The 17853-nt window shown below is 45.3% G+C and carries 11 protein-coding genes; all 11 read left to right on the top strand.

Translation table 11 applies throughout. From position 1 onward, the window contains the following. Positions 1 to 158: 158 nt before the first annotated feature. Positions 159 to 1547 carry an alpha-L-fucosidase gene (locus MHB64_RS08570; RefSeq protein ID WP_341134151.1) on the top strand — a complete coding sequence of 463 codons (1389 nt, stop codon included), beginning with the start codon at positions 159 to 161 and terminating at the stop codon, positions 1545 to 1547. 26 nt (positions 1548 to 1573) lie between these two features. After that, positions 1574 to 2860, top strand: a complete 1287-nt coding sequence (locus MHB64_RS08575; RefSeq protein WP_341134152.1) for an alpha-L-fucosidase — start codon at positions 1574 to 1576, stop codon at positions 2858 to 2860. Between the two features lie 29 nt (positions 2861 to 2889). Further along, a complete protein-coding gene (locus MHB64_RS08580) occupies positions 2890 to 3918 on the top strand; it encodes a carbohydrate-binding family 9-like protein (RefSeq protein WP_094874573.1) in 1029 nt (342 codons plus the stop codon). 6 nt (positions 3919 to 3924) lie between these two features. Further along, positions 3925 to 6492 carry a transglutaminase domain-containing protein gene (locus MHB64_RS08585; protein WP_341134153.1) on the top strand — a complete coding sequence of 856 codons (2568 nt, stop codon included), beginning with the start codon at positions 3925 to 3927 and terminating at the stop codon, positions 6490 to 6492. A gap of 4 nt (positions 6493 to 6496) precedes the next feature. Then, positions 6497 to 7540, top strand: coding sequence for a glycoside hydrolase family 18 protein (locus MHB64_RS08590; RefSeq protein ID WP_341134154.1), 1044 nt, complete (start codon positions 6497 to 6499; stop codon positions 7538 to 7540). Between the two features lie 175 nt (positions 7541 to 7715). Then, positions 7716 to 8708 carry a glycoside hydrolase family 130 protein gene (locus MHB64_RS08595; protein ID WP_094873884.1) on the top strand — a complete coding sequence of 331 codons (993 nt, stop codon included), beginning with the start codon at positions 7716 to 7718 and terminating at the stop codon, positions 8706 to 8708. A 53-nt stretch (positions 8709 to 8761) separates the two neighbouring features. Further along, positions 8762 to 11206, top strand: coding sequence for a glycoside hydrolase family 38 N-terminal domain-containing protein (locus tag MHB64_RS08600; RefSeq protein WP_341134155.1), 2445 nt, complete (start codon positions 8762 to 8764; stop codon positions 11204 to 11206). A gap of 28 nt (positions 11207 to 11234) precedes the next feature. Further along, a complete protein-coding gene (locus MHB64_RS08605) occupies positions 11235 to 13541 on the top strand; it encodes a glycoside hydrolase family 3 N-terminal domain-containing protein (protein WP_341134156.1) in 2307 nt (768 codons plus the stop codon). 24 nt (positions 13542 to 13565) lie between these two features. Then, positions 13566 to 14888: a glycoside hydrolase family 125 protein gene (locus tag MHB64_RS08610; RefSeq protein ID WP_280788377.1), complete on the top strand. Its 1323-nt coding sequence runs from the start codon at positions 13566 to 13568 to the stop codon at positions 14886 to 14888. 53 nt (positions 14889 to 14941) lie between these two features. Further along, on the top strand, positions 14942 to 16759 hold the full coding sequence (locus tag MHB64_RS08615; protein ID WP_341134157.1) for a class I mannose-6-phosphate isomerase: 1818 nt from the start codon (positions 14942 to 14944) through the stop codon (positions 16757 to 16759). Then, the gene (locus MHB64_RS08620; protein ID WP_341134158.1) at positions 16756 to 17679 is read left to right on the top strand and encodes an ROK family protein; all 924 of its coding nucleotides are present in this window, start codon (positions 16756 to 16758) and stop codon (positions 17677 to 17679) included. Before MHB64_RS08615 ends, MHB64_RS08620 begins: the two co-directional genes overlap by 4 nt. The last annotated feature ends 174 nt before the right edge of the window (positions 17680 to 17853 follow it).

The following is a 17853-nucleotide window of genomic DNA, read 5'->3' on the forward strand; positions in this document are numbered from 1 at the left end:
ATACAGCAAGATATAGATCGGCGCTTGAATACTTATTTATATTCCATAATAGGATGTTTATAGCGGATATTTATTTTTATGTCAAATGTTTTTTGAAAATATATCATACTAAATCAATAGAATCGCAGCCTCAGAAGAGCTGCATGGAGGTCGTGCAAATGAGTGACGCTAATGTTGTCGAGGAGCAAATTGTTGTTGAAGGAGTTCACAATTACAGCACAGAGGAGGAGTACGTTAAGCCGGAGGATTCGCAGCTATTAGATCAGCTGGAATGGTTCAAGGATCAGAAGCTGGGCTTGATGATGCACTGGGGACCTTATTCGCAGCTTGGACTTGTTGAATCGTGGGCGCTTAGTGATAAAGATGGAGATTGGTCACGGGACGATATTGATTGGGGGGTTGATTCGACGGAGCTGAAGCGGCAATACTTCGGGCTGAATAAAACCTTTAATCCGCTCCGTTTTGAGCCTGAGAAGTGGGCAGAGGTTGCTGCAGAAGGTGGCTTCAAATATTTAAATTTCACAACGAAGCATCACGATGGCTTCTGTATGTGGGATACGCAAACAACAGATTATCGCATCACGGGTAAGGATTGTCCCTTCCATGCACATAAGTACGCGGATATTTGTAAGAACGTATTTGATGCTTTTCGGGCCAAGGGACTTGGGATCTCTGCCTACTTCTCCAAAGCGGATTGGCACACACCAACATACTGGGCCCCAGGTATGGAGACGGGGACGTTCATGAATCGAGGTCCTTCGTATCCAACACAAGATTATCCATGGCTATGGGAGCAATTCGTACAGTACACACATGATCAGATCATGGAATTGATGACGAAATATGGTCGGATTGAAATGCTCTGGTTGGATGCGGGATGGGTGTGTCCACAGAATAAGAATAATCCACAGGATATTCGGTTGGGTGAAGTGGTAGAGAAGGCACGTCTGCATCAGCCGTGGCTACTAAGTGCAGACCGTACCGTTGGCGGACCTTATGAGAATGTCGTTACACCAGAGCAAACGTTGCCCGCGCGTCCCCTGCATATCCCATGGGAAAGCTGTATTACGATGGGGACTGCGTTCTCTTATCGGTATGAGGATCATTACAAGACGACACGTCAATTAATTCATTTGCTCGTTGAAGTTGTAGCCAAAGGTGGTAACCTGGCACTTAATGTCGCACCACAACCAGATGGCCGCTTGTCAAGAGTAGCGATGGATCGGATGAAAGGAATGGGCAGTTGGCTCAAAGTCCATGGTGAGGCGATTTATGGAACACGCATATGTGCGCCATACTCCGTTGGAAATACACATTTCACGAAAAAAGGTGATGTCATCTATGCTATCCATCTGTACTCAAAGGAGCAGGAACTCGTGATCAGTGAGATTTGTATTTCACTCGAGCAGGCTGTGACGCAAATAGATCTTGTTGGCGGACAAGAGAATCTAACATTTGAACGAACAACAACTGGATTGATCGTTCATTTACCAGAGAGCGAGCTTACGGGAATTGCCCCAATTGCACATGTATTTCGCATAAAATAACGAGTTAACTATGGGAGGAAGAGCAGATGCAGAAGTGGTTCACCGATGCAAAGCTAGGAATTTTCATTCACTATGGGATTTATGCGGTACAAGGAGTTGCAGAATCATGGTCTTTCTATAACGGGAGAATGTCTTATGAGGACTATATGAAGCAATTGAATGGCTTTACGGCCTCTAAATTTGATGCGAAGTATTGGGCAGAGCTGATTGCGAAGTCAGGAGCCAAGTATTCTGTTCTAACGACGAAGCATCATGACGGAGTAGCCTTATTTGATACGAAGTTCAGTGATTTGAGCGTTATGAAGGCGACACCTGCCAAGAGAGATATTATTAAGGAGTGGTCTGAGGCGATTCGAGATCAGGGTCTTCGCGTAGGGATGTATTACTCCCTCATTGACTGGTCTCATCCTGATTATCCATCAGTGTATGAGAAAGGCGTCGTACCAGATGACTTGAGTCAGGTAAATCGTTATTCAAGTCCGATGGATGGTGTCCAAGATCCAGAGCGATGGGAGAGATTTCTGGCATTTAACCGTAACCAACTGGGAGAAGTGTTAACGGATTATGGTCAGGTTGATCTGTTATGGTTCGATGGGGATTGGGAACGAAGCGCAGAGCAGTGGGGATTGCCAGCATTCAAAGATTATCTGAAATCATTTAATCCTGATCTTATTATAAACTCACGCTTGCAAGGGTATGGGGATTATAAGACGCCCGAGCAAGGTCTTCCCATTACGCGTCCGGAAGGTCCGTGGGAATTCTGCACGACGATAAATACGTCATGGGGTTATGTGCATACAGACCACAATTATAAATCATTGAATCAAATGATCCGAATGTTCTGTGACTGTATCAGCATGGGCGGGAATATGCTGTTAGATATTGGGCCCATGGAGGATGGAACGATTGATCCTAGGCAGGAAGCGATCTTGCTCGGACTAGGTGATTGGATACGTACACATGAAGAAGCCATCTATGGAACACAAGAGGGTATTATGACACGCTATTATTTAGGTGGCAGTACATTGTCTCCGGATAAGAAGAACTTGTACCTCTTCGTTTACGATACACCTAGGGAGAACATTTGCCTCAAAGGGCTGTGTAATCCCATTACAAAGATTACGGTGCTTCACTCAGGCAAGGAGCTCACCCATGAAATTCACGGTGGTGTGCCGTGGTTTCACATACCAGGTACAACTTGGATTCATATAACACCTGAAGAAATGCATGATCAAGTGACAGTGCTTAAATTGGAATTCGATGAAGAAATTGAGATGTACGGCGGCTCAGGCGCAGTTGTAACGCACAACTAAAGTACATTAACGGATAGAGGAGCATTCACATGGTAAATCGAAGTGGAGTACCAGCGCCTCACATGGTTTCATACGCCCCCAAGCATTATCTGTGCAGACGAGCGACGGAGTCGCTTGTCTTGGATGGGAAGCTAGATAAGCCCTTTTGGCAGCATGCAGCATGGACAGAAAAGTTTGTGGATATTGAAGGAGATCTGCGTCCGATGCCAGGAAAGGATACGAGAGTAAAGATGCTGTGGGATGATGAGTATTTTTACTTTGGTGCAGAGCTGATGGAAGATCAGATCTGGGGAACGCTGACAGAACGTGATTCCGTTATTTTTTACGACAATGATTTTGAGATTTTTATAGATCCGACAGGAGATTCCCATCAGTATTACGAGTTTGAGATTAACGCCTTGAACACGGTATGGGACTTACTCCTTGTGAAACCTTATCGTGACGGAGGTCCTCCAATCAACGGTTGGGATATCCAAGGCTTGAAGACGGCTGTTCATATCGAAGGTGAGTTAAATAACCCGCACGCTGACAATCGGAAATGGACGGTTGAAGTTGCAATACCATGGAATAGTTTAAAAGAATGTGCCACGGATCGACGATCACCATACGCTGGGGAGTTTTGGCGTGTTAATTTTTCACGTGTTGAATGGCAGACCGAGGTTGTCGATGATAAGTATCTTAAGCTTCACAACCCCGACACAGGAAAGCCTTATCCTGAGGATAATTGGGTGTGGTCACCACAAGGAATCATTAATATGCATTATCCAGAACTGTGGGGCTATGTTGTATTCGTGAATGAAGCGGGTCCATATCACTTCGACATCCCTCGGGATGAACATATCAAATGGGAATTACGGAAGCTCTATTATCGTGAGCGGAACTATTACGAAACACACGGCATGTTCACAACCGATTTTATTACATTATGTGAAGAGGATACATGGACCATTGAACCAAGCATTGAAACGACGACTAAAACTTTTATAATATCTGCATCAACATCAGATAAGACGTCCCGTCTTTACATTCGCGAGGATGGGTTTCTCTGGAAGGAGTGATTGGATATGGAACTGATTGAACGTAAGTTTCAGGAGAAGAAGATTTTGGCCAAGAGACGTGCAACGCAGTTATTTCAAATCTTTGAACAGGACTTGACGGAAGAAGAAATAATTGCACTTAAGTATCTCTATGCGTATATGCCAGTGAATGATTTGGCGGATTACAGTGGAGAGCTTTTCTTGAATCATGTGAGAACGACACTTAAGATTCGCCGAGATATGCCATGGCAAGTACCGGATCATATATTTTTACATTTCGTGCTGCCCTATCGTGTTAATACCGAAAACATTGAAGATCACCGCCATATTCTTCATAAGCAATTAGAGAAGCGAACTAGTAAGTTGACTATGACGGAAGCTATTCTTGAGACGAATTACTGGTGTCATGAAATGGCAACGTACATTGGGAGTGATTTGCGGACGATTTCGCCATTAACGATGATTCGAAATGCACGTGGGCGTTGCGGTGAAGAATCCACACTAGCTGTGGCAGCCCTTCGCAGTATAGGTATACCTGCACGTCAAGTGTATACGCCACGTTGGGCTCATTGTGATGATAACCACGCATGGGTGGAGGCATGGGCAGACGGTGAATGGTATTTTATTGGGGCTTGCGAACCGGAAGCCCGTCCTAATCAAGGGTGGTTTGGACCTCCAGCGCGTAGAGCGATGTTAATTAACACACGTATTCTCGCTAACTATCAAGGTCCAGAAGAGATTACGCTTGCAGATGAGTGGTTCACTGAAATTAATGTATTGGAAAATTACGCATCCACACGGATAATTACGGTTCATGTGAAGGATGAATTCGAGCAGCCTGTGCAGGATACAGAAGTACAGTTCCAAGTGTATAACATGGCCGAATTTTACCCGATAGCCGTCCTATCTACCAATGCTCAAGGGGAAGCCACCTTCAAAACAGGTCTCGGTGACCTCATGATTCGTGCGGTAAAGAGTGGGAAGTGGGGGGAAGTGAAAATTTCAGTCGCGGCCTGTGATTGTGTTGAGCTTGTGTTGGATCAAGAAAATCAGCCCGATGCAGGCACGGTGGTCGATTATGATATGGTACCGCCTCCAGCGTGTGAAGGTGAGGTCATAGAGGAACTGTCTGAAACTCGTATCCAGCGACATCATGAACGTTTGGAGGAAGGGATCTCGATTCGAGCGAAATATGAAGTGACTTTTGTGACAGAAGAAGCAGCGAGGAGGCTCGGGATAACACTGGGTCTCCCGGAAGATCGTGTATGGACAGTGCTTCAGAAGGCACGTGGTAACAGTGTAGAGATAGCCGCATTTCTGGAGGCAGCGACATCCGTGTATGGAGAATGGGTATTACGGTTATTAGAGTGTTGTAATGACAAGGATTTAATCGACACATTCATTCCAACCCTTACAGATCATGTGGCTGGTGCACTTGCTGTACGTGGTGAACTCACGGAGGAAGTGTTCGTTCCCTACATTCTGCGTCCTCGTGTACATTCCGAGATGATTACACCGTATCGTACATTTTTCCAACAAGCTTTCACTTCAGATGAGGTGGCATTGTTCCTTCAGGACCCAACGAAGCTAGTCCAATTCATAGATGAAACGTGGGATATATGGACAGACCTTCCGAATCTGAAAGGGAAGGGAACGGCAGTGGGTACCTTTGAATTGCGCGTAGGTGATCGCAGTTCCCTGGATATCATGTTCGTATCCATTTGTCGTAGTTTAGGAATCCCAGCGCGATTGCATCCCATTGAATCCAAGCCGCAATTTATGGTGGATAATATTTTCGTGGATGCTCAATTTACTAAAGGCGTTGTTGGAGGCGGGATAGAATTAGCGAACGGCACTCTCATCCTTCATCGTGATCAAGGTGCAGGGACAGTCCAACCAACGGCTTCCTACTATGAGAATTTCACCTTAGCTCGGCTGGAGAACGGTTTTTATAAAACCTTATGTTACCCGCATGGCGCAAATGACCTATATGATACACCCCTTGAGGTTGAGCAGGGAGCATACCGTCTGACGACAGGCGTACGATTAAAGGATGGCACCGTGCTTATAAAGTTCACTTATTTCCATATTGCAGAAGGGGAAGAGACGAAGCTGGTCATGAAATATCGTCAATCTACATTAGAAATTCCAGTGTACGGCAAGGTGGAACGACTTAAGCAGCTGACCTCATGGGCAGGAGTAGAACAGTCTTTCGCAGATCTTATTGGTGGAAAGGGCGCCTATGTCGCTTGGCTGGAGCCGGAACGAGAGCCTTCAAAGCATTTGCTTCGTGAACTCTCTGAGTTGAAGCAAGAGTTTAATGCGCTAGGTGCTCCCATCATTCTTATTGTTGGTGACAAGCAATGGGCAGCTTCGTTTCATTCCGAGGACTATCCAGATCTTCCTGCAAATGCAGTGTTTGTACGTGATTCAACATATAATCTATTGCCCGAATTATTTGCATCGTCCCAAGCGAGTGAAGCGGGCTTCCCGCATCTTATCATTGTGGACCGTGAAGATCAGATTCGGTACATGTCATCAGGATATAAGATTGCAGCGAGCAAGGAAGCGATTCAAATCTTAACGAGGGTGTGAAGGGATGGATCAACAAATGATTGTAGCAGGCTACGTGAGTGATTCCAAACTATCTGAGCTAACGCGTGACCACTTGATGAAGTTAACGCATCTTAACGTTGCATTTGGTTATGTGAAGGATGAGCAGATTACAACAGCACATTTGAAATGCACGAACCAGCTACAAGAGATGAAAGCGATGTATCCGAATCTGACGCTGCTGCTCTCCGTTGGCGGATGGGGGAATGGGGGCTTCTCTGAGGCTGCCTCTACCGAAGAAGGACGTCAGAAATTCGCAGCGTCGGCTATGCAAGTGGTAACAGATTTCCCGTTCGATGGAATCGATTTGGATTGGGAATACCCTTGTTACAGTGAAGCAGATATTGAATCTTCGCCGGATGATAAATGCAATTTCACACTGCTATTAAAGGCGATTCGAGATGCACTAGATGTGAAAGGTACAGCGGATGGCAGGCATTACTTGCTTACAATTGCGGCAGGTGCTGATCAGTATTACATTGATGGCACCGAGATGGATCAAGTACAGCGATATTTGGATTTTATACAGTTGATGACCTACGATATGCGTGGCGGATTCCAGATTCTAACGGGACATCATACAAATTTATTTCATACGACAGGAGATTTGTATCGTATCAGTACAGAGGCATCGGTGAATATGTTCATTCAGGCAGGCGTCCCCCGAGAGAAAATCGTCATTGGCGTGGCGTTCTATTCCCGAATGTGGAAGCAGGTGCCGAATAAGAATCATGGATTTCTACAAATGGCCGGCACAACAGGTGGCTATGGCCCAGAATATACAGAACTGTTTGCTAATTACATCAATCAGAATGGCTACACACGGCATTGGGACGATGAGGCGAAAGCACCGTTTTTATTTAATGGAGACACGTTTATTTCCTATGATGACGTGGATTCGATCACACATAAATGTGAGTATGTCAAACGTGAAAGACTTGCGGGCGCCATGTTCTGGGAATATAGCTGTGATAAGACACACACGCTGCTTGATGCACTGTATAGAGGCTTAAATGAGAGCGTGAAGTGATGCTACCTGTTCAATTAGTTAAGAAACATGATACTTCAGTCAACAAACGTTAGATTCAGGATGAATTCCCTTTTAATGCGCTTTATTATGATTTAAAGTAGGGGTGCAAGCAGGGTTAGACATCCTGATAACGTTGTTGCAGATCACAATTGTACACATGAAAGGAGTTTATGAAATGAGCAAAATTATTGGTGAAGCACTATCAAATATTCCTTGGCAGGATAAGCCGAGTGGCTATAACGCTCCAGTGTGGCGATATACCCATAATCCGATTATTCAGCGAGATGCACAATTAAACTCGAACAGTATTTTTAATTCCGCAGTTATTCCTTTTGAAGAGGGGTATGCAGGGGTATTCCGTTGTGACTCCAGATCTGTAAGTATGGACATATTCGCTGGCTTCAGTCAGGACGGGCTTCAATGGGAGATTAATGAGAATCCGATTCAATTCGAAGGCGACGAATATGTAACAAAGCGGGAGTATCGTTACGATCCACGCGTCTGCAAAATCGAGGATAAATATTATGTTTCTTGGTGTAATGGATACCATGGTCCTACCATTGGTCTCGCATATACGTATGATTTCAAAACCTTTCACCAATTAGAAAACGCTTTCCTTCCATACAACCGGAATGGTGTATTATTTCCGCGCAAAATAAATGGAAAATATGCGATGTTAAGCCGTCCAAGTGATACAGGGCATACACCATTTGGAGATATCTTTTTTAGTGAGAGCCCTGACCTGACGTACTGGGGAAAGCATCGTTACGTGATGGGTACGATCAACTCGGACGCTTCTGCATGGCAATCGAAGAAAATTGGTCCAGGACCGGTTCCAATCGAAACAGATCGCGGATGGTTGTTAATCTATCATGGTGTAATAAATACATGTAACGGGTTCGTTTATCGGATGGGTGTTGCTTTATTAGATTTGCATGAGCCATGGAAGGTGTTAGGACGCTCACGGAACTATATTCTTGGACCAGAGACATTGTATGAATGTGTAGGAGATGTGCCGAATGTCACCTTCCCTTGCGCAGCACTTTCCGATGGTGATACAGGCCGAATTGCAATTTACTATGGCTGTGCTGATACGGTAACAGGGGTTGCGTTCACAACTGTAGATGAGTTGTTCGACTATATGGATAAGTACCCGCTAGAGAATTAGTAGAGAAAGCGCAGCATCATGGCTAGTTAGAATAACTATAGGGAGAGATCGAGATGTCCGTTAAACGACCTTGGAAAATATACGCAATCCATCATTCTCATACAGATATCGGATATACAGAGCGTCAGGAGAAAATTCAGCAGTATCATGTTAATTTCATTCGCCAGGTCCTGCATATTTTACGTGAAAGCAAATCGGGACGCCGTCCGGAATGGCAAGGCTTTAAGTGGGTTTGTGAGACATTTTGGCCGATTGAAACCTTTCTGATGCAGGCGACAGAGCAAGAGAAGATAGAGTTCGCTGAAGGCGTGAGACAGGGAGATATCGGGTTGTCGGGGACTTATCTAAATATGACAGAATTAATTGGTAAAGAGCTGTTCCAATCGATGATTGCGCGGGTGTGTGATTACGGACAGTCCATAAAAATTCCTGTAACATCGGCAATGACAGCAGATATCAACGGTTTCAGCTGGGGGTATGGTCAGGTCCTGCTGGATGCTGGGATCCAGAATCTGTCCACCTGTATTCATACGCATCACGGAATGTTCCCTTGCTGGAAGAAGCAGCAGCCGTTCTGGTGGGAGATGCCTTCAGGGGATCGCCTGTTGACGTGGAGCGGAGAGCATTATGTGTTCGGAAATGATCTGGGGCTGGTACCTGGCATGGGCGGTAAATATACGATTAAAGATGAGTTTGATATGAGCAAGGGCGCGGATTTTGAAATAGCTGAACAACGGATCGGGCGTTATATCGATCGTCTGACAGAGGATGGCTATGCATTTGATTTCTTTCCGGCAATGTTCTCAGGCTTGCCTACGGATAATAACCCGCCAAATGCGGCGGCCATAGAGTTTATCCAGCAATGGAACGAGAAGCATGGGGAGCGTATTGTAATTCAAATGGCTACGTTAGATGACTTCTTTGCAGAGGTCCGTGCCCATGCAGTACAGCACCCGGAAGATATTCCTATCTATCGCGGAGATTGGCCCGATTGGTGGACGGATGGGGTTGGCTCGACACCAAAGCATGTACAAGTATTCCGTGAGGCACAGCGGGTGTATCAAAAGGTAAGAAGACTGGATCCTAATTATGACATCATATCCCCGGAAGCTATTAAAGAAATGGAATATCAATTAACGATGTTCGCTGAGCACACATGGGGCTATCATTCTTCGATTTCAGAGCCTTGGAACCCGTTTGTTCAAGAGTTAGGGCTGCGCAAGGAAGCGTTCGCTGCAAATGCGAGCACCGCTGCACATCGTGCGTTGTATGAAATCCTTGAAGCCAAGGGAGATGCACTGCTTGCACCGGGTCGGCCGATGAAGTTCAAAATTTGCAATCCCTACAGCTATGTTCAGGAGGATCATGCTCATCTTATTCTTGAGGGTTGGTATTACGAGCAGATTAAAGAAGGGTTTGAGGTGCGTGATTTCAATACAGGTGAGGTGCTCCCATCTCAACTGCGTCTTGCGCATCGCGGGGTGATTGTAACCATTCCGGTCATGCTGGAGCCCCGGGAAGAAAAAGTGCTTCATATCGTAGCGGTTAAGCCAACAATCAAAACCGCATATATGAACGATTATGTGGCGTCGGATCGTGTATTGGATTTGGATGTTACCCATGAAGTAAAGGACTTCCATGTGACATCCACCTATGCTGAAACACCATTTGTACGCATTGAATGGAAGAAGGGTGAAGGAATCACCTCTTGGAAGGATAAGCAGACTGGGCAGGAGCTGCTGCGTGCGGACCGGAATCATCATGCATTCACGCCGGTATATGATGTTACGCCAGCCACAAAGGTGGTCGAGATGACGGAGGTTCGCCGTCTTATGGGCCGTAATCGGAAAGGTCCGGATGCGATTGTATCTACAGGTATGTTGACAAGTGCAGTGATTGTTGGACAGGGAGAGCTTTATAGCATGATTCAATTAACCTATGAAGTTTCTGGTTGCGAGCATTATTCCTTGTTCTTAACCGTGTATGCGGATCGTCCGCGTGTGGACGTGGCGGTACGTATGCATAAGGAGAGTGTGTGGAAGCCTGAGAATTTGTATATTTCACTTCCGTTTGGCGGCGCATTGACAACTCCAGCGCAGGATCTGTGGGTGGATAAGATGGATGCATTAACTCGACTGCGTAAGGATCAATTGCCAGGTAGCTTGGCTGATTATACGGCTGTTGGTGAAGGTGCTGCGTATATTTCGAAGGAGCAAGGTATTGTGATTGCGATGCCAGACACTCCATTGATTCAACTAGGCTCCTTGGAGCATAAATATCGTCTCCTGAATGGCGATGCCAGACTGGAACAGGACCCTGCACACTTGTACGCCTGGGTGATGAATAACTATTGGGAAACCAACTTTGCAGCTACGCTTGGCGGCTTCTATGAATTCCGCTATTACATTACATGGGGTGAGAAGTTTAACAACCCTGAAGTATCGTTCGACATGTGTCGGGGGATGAATGCAGGAATCCTGGCGTGGAGACAATTCTAGTTCATGTGAACGGGAGGAATTGTAAGCTATGAGATATAAAGATTCATCCTTGCCGATTCATGAGCGTGCTATAGATTTATTGGCTCAAATGACGCTGGAGGAGAAGATCGGGCAGCTCCTCCAGCCCTTTGGCTGGAAGGCGTATGAGAAATCAGAAGGCAAGATTCAATTGACAGAAGTATTTAAGGAAGCAATTGCAAACGGTGGCGTGGGTTCTTTGTATGGTGTGCTGCGTGCAGATCCTTGGACAGAGGTAACATTGGAAACGGGGTTGTCACCTTTGGAAGGCGCAGAAGTAACGAATCTGATCCAGCAATATGCGATTGAGCATACACGTCTGGGTATTCCGATTCTGCTGGGCGAGGAATGCTCTCATGGTCATATGGCGATTGGCAACACCGTCTTTCCCGTACCGCTTGCCATGGGAAGTACATGGAATAGGGAATTATTCCGGCAGATCTGCCAAGCAGTGGCTGCAGAGACTCGGGCTGGGGGAGGGGCAGCCACCTACTCCCCAGTACTAGATATTGTACGTGATCCGCGCTGGGGGCGAACAGAAGAATGCTTTGGGGAAGATCCATATTTGAATAGTGAAATGGCAGTTGCTGCAGTGAGGGGCTTACAAGGCGATTCATTAAATACAGACCATTCGATCCTGGCAACACTAAAGCATTTCGTCGCGTATGGCAGCTCGGATGGTGGTCGTAATGCTGACACCGTGCGGATGGGAAAACGCGAGTTAATGGAGAAGGATTTGCTGCCTTTCCAGAGGGCAATTGAAGCTGGGGCCAAATCTGTTATGACAGCTTACAATGAGATCGATGGTGTTCCTTGTACCTCGAACAAGGCATTGTTAACAGATGTACTTCGTGAGCAATGGGGCTTTGACGGCTTCGTCATTACGGATTGTGGTGCGATCAGCCAGCTTAAACACGGTCACCAGATTTGTGAGACCGAAGAAGAGGCAGCATCACTTGCACTTAAAGCTGGTGTGGATATGGAGATGTCTGGTGAAACATTTGGCAGATGTCTAATGAATGCATTGCGGCTAAAGCTGATTGACATTTCCGATGTTGATCTCGCAGTCGAACGAATTCTGCATGCGAAGTTTGAATTGGGATTGTTTGAACGTTCCTTTGTTGATCCGGCTACAGCACAGCGTGTCGTTGGACAACAGTTGCATTTAGAGATGGCGCGACAAGCTGCACGTGAAAGCATTATTCTTTTGAAGAATCATGATAAGGCTCTGCCGCTTTCTCCGTCCCTTGGTAAGATTGCTGTTATTGGGCCGAATGCCAACAATATTTATAATCAATTGGGTGACTATACTTCACCACAGGAGCGTCATCACATTATTACCGTTTTGGACGGGGTTCGTGCTAAATGTGCAGGACTCAGCGAAGTGCTGTATGCTCCGGGCTGCCGCGTGAAAGATCCATCGAAAGCAGGCTTTGAGCTGGCAATGGAGGCGGCGTCAGCAGCGGATACCATTATTGCGGTTGTCGGGGGATCAAGTGCCCGTGATTTCGGTGAAGGTACGATTAATTTGAAGACAGGGGCTGCCGTCATTACGGATCAATTTAGTCTTAGTGATATGGATTGTGGGGAAGGTTTCGATCGTGCAGAGCTGAACTTATGCGGTGTGCAACTTGATCTGCTGCAGGAGCTGCACAGCTTGAACAAAAAACTGATTGTTGTCTATATCAATGGTCGTCCCATTGTCGAGCCATGGGTAGATGAGCATGCGGATGCCATTCTGGAGGCTTGGTACCCGGGACAGCAGGGCGGGCATGCGATTGCTGATATTTTGTACGGGGATTATAATCCATCCGGCCGGCTTACACTATCCATTCCAAAGCATCCAGGGCAATTACCGATTTACTACAATAAGAAACGCTCCAGAGGTCATCGCTATCTCGAGGTGGACTTTCATCCGCAATATGTGTTTGGTTATGGACTAAGCTATACAAGCTATCAATACGAGCATATTCGCTTGGATCAGACACAAATAGAGTTGGATGATTCTTGTACTGTATCCGTGGAGGTTACGAATATTGGCGAAGTAGCTGGACATGAGGTTGTTCAACTATATATCAAAGATTGCACTAGCACAATCACACGCCCGGAACGAGAATTAAAAGGATTTCAGAAGATTTATATTGAGCCTGGTGAGATGCGTACCGTTCAATTTCATATTACTCCGCGGGAGCTGCAGTTTGTCGGTTCTGATTTGCAGTGGACGGTTGAGCCCGGCAAATTTGAGATCATGATTGGATCGAACGTAGGAAATACCATTTCAACAAGCTTAGAGGTTGTTCCTCGTAACTTGAGATAGTAATCACAGGAGGGTTACCAAATTATGAAAGAGCATCGTTTACCTACTATTGAAATTAATAAGTTCCCTCTGCCTCAGGCGGTTCAGCAAGTCATGAAGGACGCTAGTGAACGTCTGGCTCATCGTCCGAAGCTGCGTCAATTATTTCAGAATTGTTTTCCAAATACACTAGAAACAACTACTAAGCTGTTGGATGACGGAACAACATTTGTGTTAACTGGCGATATTCCGGCGATGTGGCTGCGTGACTCTGTTGAGCAGGTTATTCATTATGTTCCTTTTGCCAAGGAAGATGCTGAGCTTGGGCGGATTCTAGAAGGCTTAATACGCCGTCATATGTTTTATATTCAAATTGATCCTTATGCGAATGCCTTTAACGAGTCAGCAAATGATTGGCACTGGAATGCAACGGATGAGACAGACAGCTCACCTTGGGTATGGGAGCGTAAATTTGAGCTGGATTCCATGTGCTTCTCATTCCGCTTGGCATATCTATATTGGAAAGAAACTGGACGCACCGGGATTTTTGATGAAGTTTTCCGAACCTCACTACTGAAGATGTTGAACGTATGGCAGATTGAGCAGGAGCACAAGGAGCAGTCAACCTACCGCTTTCAACGTCACAACGGCATCATGATAGATACATTACGTAAGAACGGTTTGGGGATGCCGGTAAATAATGTTGGACTGATCTGGTCAGGCTTCCGCCCTAGTGACGATGCGTGTGACTTTCACTTCAATATTCCATCGAATATGTTCGCCGCTGTAACGCTTCGACAATTGCAGGAAATTGCTCAATATGTATATAGAGATTCAAAGCTTGTAGCCCGAATGTCGGCAATGGAAGAAGAAATCCGGCATGCCATTGAGCTTTATGGAATCATTGACCATTCCAAATACGGCAAGATGTATGCGTTCGAAACGGATGGTTTCGGTAACCATTTATTGATGGACGATGCAGGTACTCCGAGCTTAATGTCAGCGCCCTATCTAGGTTACTGTGCGCCAGACGATCCGATATATTTGAATACCCGCAAATTTGCTCTGAGTGAGGATAATCCCTATTTCTTCAAAGGCGAGAAGCTCAGCGGCATTGGCAGTCCGCATACTAGCACGGGATTCGTATGGCATCTTGCTTATACGATGCAGGGCTTAACCGCAGTTGATCCGCAAGAGATGCTCGAGATGATTGAAATCTGTGAGTCGACAGATGCTGGTACTGGATTTATGCATGAGGGATTTGATGTCAATGATTCAACCCAATTTACACGTGAGTGGTTCGCTTGGTCGAACAGCCAGTTCGCACAGCTTGTGTGGAAGGCATTGGAATCAGGCATATTGCCCTAAAATAAATCACTATGAGCGGGATAGAGCTCACTAACTGTATAGGAGTGACAACTATGTTCGAGAAAAGACCTATTAACCCTATTCGGTATATTCAACAAATAAAGCCAGATACAGTTACGCCATATGCAAAAGCCGGAGTCCAGCGAGGTTTTGAGGCAATACTATCCCCGCTCCTACAACAAGCTGCGATGAATTCCACTAGTATTATTAATGTAGCTATTGACGGAACGCATGGTGCCCGATATCAGCACGTCCTGGCAAGGATTATAGATGTATTGGAACAAGAGGGGCATAAGACAGTTCTCATCGGAACCAATAGCTTTATGAAGACTAGTGAAGAGCTGCGCAAGTTCTTTGAAGCGAATATTACAGATAATCGTGCATTTGGTTATTTTTCGGATGCTAACATTACAGATTATTTCATTCCAGAAGCACAAGATAAGATAGACAACTTCAAAAAACAGATTCAATTACCTGTCGACCAAACAACCTTCATCATCACGTTCGGACCAGGGGCTTATTGGCTCGGGAACGGCAACTACGATATTACCTACTTCTTGGATGTATCTCGTGAGTATCAGCAATTGGAACATAAAGCACATTTATTGAATTTCGGCTTTAGTTGGAACCGAGATGTGGTGGAGAAGTATAAAATCTGTCTATTTGTGGAATGGCCAGTGCTGGAAACTTACCGAAAAGAAGTATTGGATTCGATCCACTATTATGTGGATATGAATGAGCCAGAGTGTCCCAAGCTAACGACGGTCTTCACCCTACGCCAGATGATTGCAGATATCGCCAAGTCCCCTATGCGTGTGAAACCATTCTTCGCGCCAGGGATATGGGGCGGTCAATATTTGAAGAAATTCGCGGAGCTTCCGAAGGAGTGGGCCAACTGCGCATGGAGCTTTGAGCCGATTGCACCGGAGAACTCTATTTTGCTGAAATACAACGACGAAATAATCGAGGTACCCTTCCTCATAGTCATGCATTATGAGCATCCGGCCATTCTCGGGAATCGTATTGTCGGGCTGTTTGGTGATTATTTTCCGATTCGCTTCGACTACCTTGATACCATCGACGGAGATAGCTTGTCATGCCAGGTACATCCGAAGCAGGAGTATATTCGTGAGACATTTAATGAATTTATGGCACAACAAGAATCGTATTATATCATGGAGAATTTAGAGAATACATCAGTGTTCTTGGGACTGACCGAACAATGTACGAAGGAGGAATTCTTTAACGCGGTACACGATGCACAAGAAACTGGTGAACCGATTCAGATCACTGACTTCGTTAATCAATATGAAGCGAATAAGGGGGATTTATTCTTAATTCCGACAGGGACCGTTCATGCCTCTGGAAAGAATAACTTAGTGCTCGAAATATCCTCTACGACATGGTGGTTTACGTTCAAAATCTACGATTTTCTTCGTAAAGGAATGGATGGCAAGCCACGTCCTATTAATATTGAACATGCTTTTGACAATATTGATTTCGATAAAAAAACGGCATGGGTTGAGGACAATTTGATTCCTAAGCCAAGCTTGCTGAAAAAGCAGGGCATGAACGAAGAGTATGTTCTTGGACAGCGTGAAGATCTACTGTTTTATGTTCATCGTGTGCACTTACATGATACATGGGAGGACCATACAAATAACGAAATGGTAATGTATAACTTGGTTGAGGGAGAAAAGGTCCGTATAGTATCCTGTGCAGATGAATCTATATATATCGAGTTACAATATGCTGAATCATATATCCTCCCAGCCGTGTTTGGTGCTTACAAAATAATAAATATCGGAAACAAACCATGTAAGCTTGTGAAGGCTGGCGTATCCAAGGCATGGGATGTGAGTCTCCTTTGAAGCCTAAAGTCGTGATTGCTTTAGACGTGGGAGGAACCTTTATTAAGTCTGGTTTGGTCGTGGATGGAGAATTGCTACAGGCTAGCTGCAAGCAACATCCTTCCTTCGCTGACCAAGATGCCGATGTGATTATAGACCAATTTATTTCTATATTCGAAGATCAATATCAGTTCTATAGCGTTACACTAGGAAAATCCGCAGACTGTACTTGGAATATCGGTCTTGCTTTTCCCGGGCCCTTTGATTATCAGCATGGTATCTGTTATATTCAGGGACTTAGTAAATATGAGGCGTTGTATGGTAAGAATGTACGAGAAGTATTATATACCCGGTTCAATACCTTACAACATAAGGAATGGGCGAAGCACCTGCTGCAGGCAGATATTCGATTTGAGAATGATGCGAAGCTGTTTGCTTTAGGCGTAAGCAGGTTATTTCCAAATGAACGATATATTTCGTTAACTTTAGGGACAGGGTTAGGCTCTGCATTTATTGATCATGCATCGCTCCTGAACGAAGGACCAGGTGTTCCCAAGGACGGTTGGCTCTATGATAAACCTTTCCTAGAGGGCTCCATAGACGATGCCTTCTCACGTCGCGGAATTCTTCGCTTGGCTGAGCAGATGGGAGCTCTAGAAAAAGGAATGGACGTGAAGGAACTCGCAGAGCAAGCAAAAGATGGTAATAGCTTGTGCTGTAAGGTGTTTGAAGAATTCGGTACACGATTGGCTGAGATGCTAAAGTCCTATGTTATAGACTATCAGCCAACTCGCATCGTTATCGGCGGACAGATTGCCAAGAGCATCGATTTATTTGGTCCCGCCCTCCAGAAGGGATTGGCTGATTCATCTATGGGTATATTTACATCAGAAAATGTGTTCGAACACACGCTTATCGGAATCTCAAGATTATTTGACTGATCTCTTGGATTCAATTGAAACTGAACAATAATTAGGGCTGATTGGATATCCAATCGGCTTTTTTTGCTATCTGGTTTAAATTTCTATCAATCTCTCTATCATCAGATATCCCTCTGGAGGGATACCCAGCCCCCGTTATTATTGGTATACTTTAACAAATGATTCTACTTATGG

This window comes from Paenibacillus sp. FSL K6-2859 (genome assembly GCF_038008265.1).
GTDB classification, from domain to species: domain Bacteria; phylum Bacillota; class Bacilli; order Paenibacillales; family Paenibacillaceae; genus Paenibacillus_AQ; species Paenibacillus_AQ nitricinens.